We start from the raw sequence: 4,742 nt of genomic DNA on the forward strand, positions 1-4,742 counted from the left end.
CTTACTACGACGCCTCTGGGTGCCCTCCCCGGGGCACGGCCTCGATCGCTTAATCAAGGTCGCCGTGGCAGACGAGGCCCAAACTGCAGTGGTCCACTCGAATACAGCCTGTAGCGCCCGGCCACAGCAGCGCATCCCATCCCGCTTGCCGTTTGCGACCGGCTAACAGAAATTCGTAGAGAGCAGATCTGACAAACCTTTGGCAGCCAAACGCACTTAACTAAGCCGCACGAACATTTGCCATAAAGCTATCAAGCTCCGTACGGAGGCGTGCGCTCTCGCCAGACAACAGCTTTGCGGAACTTAGGACCTCAGCTGAGGCCGAGCCAGTATCGACGGCGCCGCAGTTGACCTGGCCAACATTGGTAGCGGCTGTCTGCGCGCCAACTGCAACCTTCTGCACACTACGAGCAATCTCTTGAGTCGCCTCCCCCTGCTGCTCGACAGCGCGCGCAATCGAATCAGAGATCATCGAAATCTTTGCGATTGTCGCGCCGACCTCCTTGATTGCCGCAACGGATTCAACCGTCGCGCTTTGCATGCTCGCGATATAGGACGAAATCTCGTCTGTAGCCTTAGCGGTTTGACTAGCGAGCGTTTTAACTTCACTCGCCACCACAGCAAAGCCTCGACCAGATTCGCCAGCGCGGGCCGCTTCAATTGTGGCATTCAGCGCGAGCAAATTTGTCTGCTCGGCGATTGCCGTAATCAATCTTACCACATTCCCGATCTGTTGAGCGGCCTGGAATAGCTTTCCCATTCGATCGTCCGTCTCCTTCGCCTGCACGACGGCGGCTTCCGCAATGTGACTGGAGTCACGCACCKGCCTACCGATATCCCGGACCGAGGTAGACAGCTCTTCAGTCGCAGTCGCGACAGCTTGCATATTGGATGAGGCTTCCTCAGACACGCTGGCCACCTGACCAGACAATGCCTGAGTTGTCTCTGCCGTTCGCGTCAGTGTGGCAGCTGCAACTTCGAGCTGCTCAGCGGAGGCAGAGACGTTAGATACGATCGTCCCAACTCGAGTCTCGAAACTATCCGCGAAGCAGATTAGCTCGGCGCGGCGTGCGGCCGCTTGGGCTTTATTCTGTGCCTCACCCACAGCAGCATCTTGCTCCGCTTTCGCGATTGCCTGCAGCTTGAAAGCCTCGACGGCCTCCGCCATCTCGCCTAGCTCGTCCCTCCGACCTAATCCTGGCAAGACGAGAGCGAAATCACCAGAGGCCAGCTGCCGCATCGCTCCGCACATCGCGATCATGGGCCGAGAAATCCCAGTTCCGAGTAAAAACGCGAGGAGAGCACCAAGGACTGCACCGCCTGACGCGAGCACAAGGATTAGCTGTTTGGTCCAACCGGTTGTCGCTTCGGTCTCCATATCCAACCGCCGCTGTTCAGAGACAAGGTCGGCCTTCATCGTGCCGGCCCCTTGCGTGATTGCAGCAGCAGAATCGCTAATCGCGCGGATCAGTTCTTCCAGCTTACTTGCGTTGGCGGTAAGCTTTGCCAACGCATCTTGATACGCGGCGACCAATCCAGCCATCTCTTTCAGTCGGGCCACGGTCCCCTCGTCCCTAGAGGAGATCGCGTTGACTGAATTCTCAACGAGCTTGAAGCGCGAAAGAGCGGCGCGCCCCGCCGATTGATCGGACGTAAAAACAAAACTGTTAGCCGCCGAGCTGATGTTTTGAAATAGTGAATCCACTTGCTTCGTTCCGATTTCAACGGCCTGCAATTCGGCACTAACAGCGTTGCGAACGGTGTCATCCATTTTGGATTTCAGAAGGCTCTCATTGCGCATCAGCCCGTTCCGGGTAAGGGATGCATTCTCACGCTTCACTGCGAGAATCTCCGAAAACGTGGCGGAAAAGCTATTGAAGTCATTAGCCAATCGTTGAAGGCCATCCAGTCGCACGGGATTTGCCGTCGCTTTGGTCGCCGTGTAAATGGCACCCTTCAAGGTGTCTTCTGCTTCCAACGCCGTCTTGGCATCACGCTCTTTGCCTGTCGCGATGAAGAGCCGCGCCGCTGAATGATAAGCGAGTAACTCACGATCGATGCTTCGCGCCGAGTCAGCTTCTGACACGCTGGCACGGTAGTGACTAACTTGCCGTTCGACATGCTCAAAGCCGAAATAGGCAATGGCGAGGCTGATCACCGAGACCGCGACGACCACTGCAAAGCCGAGAATTATCTTCGCGCGAAATCGCAAGCTGTGGAATATCGAGCGCGTGGACGATGGTATGCGGCGTTCAATCATCTTAGCCCCACTCATGTTCGTATGGCGGATCATATTCTTAGCTCGATCTTATTTCTTAAGAGTTAAATTTTTTTATTTATAGGATAAGCAACACTTCGACTCGGTGCGATCTTGGCCTCGGCAAAATCGACAATCTGAAATGGATGGGCGAGGACGCAGTCTGGTGTCGTCTGCGGCCTGCGATCGTTTTGGATCCGATTTTGAAAGTCGATTCTGTGCGAGAGCGAAGGTCGCGATCCGTTGCGCAATCTTTGGGTTGGAAGCCGCTGGCGATGTTTTCGGGAACCTACGGCAACAAACCTGCAAGCCTCGGAGACTGAATCCAGCCGGGTGATCGATGCACTGCGGCTGGGCCAACCAAGGCGAACGTGACGAGTAAAACTTGGAAATCTCGCTAGACCCTCATTCGAGGAGCCTGCGTCTTCCACAATACGTCAACTGACCGATTTTGGTCTCGTTTCAATCTGCTATGTTCGGGGCACCAGAAATAGCAATAGTTGCTCCGAGGGGACTTAAGGAAAGGCATGATCGATCTCCATTACGCTCCGACTCCGAACGGCTGGAAAATTTCGATCATGCTGGAGGAGCTAGGAATACCCTATAGGGTGGTCCCCGTTGATATCCGCGCCGGCCAACAGTTTCAGCCGGAGTTTCTGGCGATCAGCCCCAACAACCGTATCCCCGCGATTGTAGACTACGAACCTGCCGACGGAGGAGAGCCATTCTCAGTATTCGAGACCGGCGCGATCCTGATCTATCTTGCTGAAAAAACCGGGCGATTCCTACCAATAGATTTGCGCGGTCGATCGCGCGTCATTCAATGGGTGATGTGGCAGGTCAGTGGGCTAGGGCCCATGTTGGGTCAGCACGGCCATTTTGCGCTCTATGCACTCGAAAAGATTCCTTATGCAATTGAGCGGTATCGCAACGAGGCGGCGCGGCTCTATAGCGTGCTCGACCGGCAGCTCAGCAAGACCGGGGCCTATATCGCCGGCGACTATTCGATCGCAGACATCGCGTGTTTTCCCTGGGCCATGACTCACAAGGCGCAGGGCTTTACACTCGACGACTATCCCAATGTGAAACGCTGGTACGCAGCGGTGCGTGCGCGGCCACAGGTGCAGGTTGGACTAGCGCTCGGCAAGTTCGTCAAGGAGCCTTTCGACGAGAATGCGCGGCAGAACATGTTTGGGGACAAAGCCAAAGAGCTGTTTGGGAAGAATTGAAGGCCCCGACCTGGATGGTAGGGGGATTCCTGCTCGTCCACTATAGCGCCTGAATGGTCCAAATACTTCATCGTTCTACGCGCGAGAGGCGCGGCTCCTCGCGAGGAGCCAATGAAATGAAAACGCTATGATCGAATTCTTCTTCGACTGCTCCAGTCCCTGGACCTATCTTGCATTTCACAATATTCAGCCACTTGCAAAACAGTTCACGCAAGAGATCGTCTGGCGACCGATCCTGGTCGGCGGCGTCTTCAACACTGTCAACCTGAACGTTTACGCCTCACGCGAAACCCCTGTACCACTGAAGCATCGCTACATGCTGAAGGATCTCGCTGATTGGGCTCGCCTGGCAGGTCTTGCGATCAAGATGCCGCCGACGGTATTTCCGGTAAACAGCGTGAAGGCAATGCGGGGTTGCATCGTCCTGCGGCAAGAGATGGTGCCGTTTGCACGTGCGGTGTTTGAGGCATATTGGGGTGACGACAAGGATATCTCACAGGATGCTGTTCTAACCGAAATCTGCGGAAAGCTCGCCATCGATCCCCAAAGGTTCTTCGCCGCGATCGCACAGCAATCGATAAAAGATGAGCTCAGAGCCAATACTGACGAGGTGATAGCGCGCGGCGGCTTTGGCTCGCCAACGATTTTTCTGGAAGAAACCGACATGTATTTCGGCAACGATCGCATACCCCTGATCCGCGAAGCGCTGTCGCAGCGCACAGACCGCACTGGCCGAACATAGCAGCGGGGTCCGTCGCTCCCGTACGTTTGCATTGGAGATACTCCGTCCGCGCTTGGAAGCGAATGTTTTCGCGCGCCCCAGTCAAGCTCACAGGCACTTTGATTGTGCACACCTATTGTCAAGCCAACCCTTTGAAAGGCGAGAGCAACATGCCTCAATATGACTACGACTTGTTCGTCATCGGCGGCGGCTCGGGCGGCGTGCGGGCGGCGCGGGTCTCAGCCACACTCGGCAAGCGAGTCGCGATTGCCGAGGAATACCAGTTCGGCGGCACCTGCGTCATCCGTGGCTGCGTGCCGAAGAAGCTGTTCGTCTACGCCTCACAGTTTTCCGAGCACTTCGAGGACGCGACGGGCTACGGCTGGACAATGCGGGAGCACAGCTTCGACTGGAAGACGCTGGTCGCCAACAAGGACCGGGAGATCGCGCGGCTGCAGGCGGCCTATCGCGACAGTCTCGAGAAGAACGGCGCGGCAACCTTCCATTCGCGCGCCACCCTTATCGATGGTCATAC

The 4,742-nt window shown here is 56.1% G+C and carries 4 protein-coding genes; 3 read left to right on the top strand and 1 reads right to left on the bottom strand.

The features are described 5' to 3' along the window. Positions 1 to 220 precede the first annotated feature (220 nt). Positions 221 to 2,260: a methyl-accepting chemotaxis protein gene (locus tag AC1D00_RS27375; protein ID WP_477012804.1), complete on the bottom strand. Its 2,040-nt coding sequence runs from the start codon at positions 2,258 to 2,260 to the stop codon at positions 221 to 223. A gap of 524 nt (positions 2,261 to 2,784) precedes the next feature. On the opposite strand from AC1D00_RS27375, the gene AC1D00_RS27380 reads away from it, so the two are divergent. The 3 genes from AC1D00_RS27380 to AC1D00_RS27390 all read left to right on the top strand — a co-directional run. Further along, the gene (locus tag AC1D00_RS27380) at positions 2,785 to 3,486 is read left to right on the top strand and encodes a glutathione S-transferase N-terminal domain-containing protein (RefSeq protein WP_477012802.1); all 702 of its coding nucleotides are present in this window, start codon (positions 2,785 to 2,787) and stop codon (positions 3,484 to 3,486) included. A gap of 127 nt (positions 3,487 to 3,613) precedes the next feature. Further along, the gene (locus AC1D00_RS27385; protein ID WP_477012803.1) at positions 3,614 to 4,228 is read left to right on the top strand and encodes a DsbA family protein; all 615 of its coding nucleotides are present in this window, start codon (positions 3,614 to 3,616) and stop codon (positions 4,226 to 4,228) included. Positions 4,229 to 4,377: 149 nt separating this feature from the next. After that, positions 4,378 to 4,742, top strand: a 365-nt coding sequence (locus AC1D00_RS27390; RefSeq protein WP_477012805.1) for an FAD-dependent oxidoreductase, incomplete at its 3' end; no start/stop codon positions are given.

The sequence above is a fragment of the Bradyrhizobium sp. P2_E8 genome, assembly GCF_056403875.1.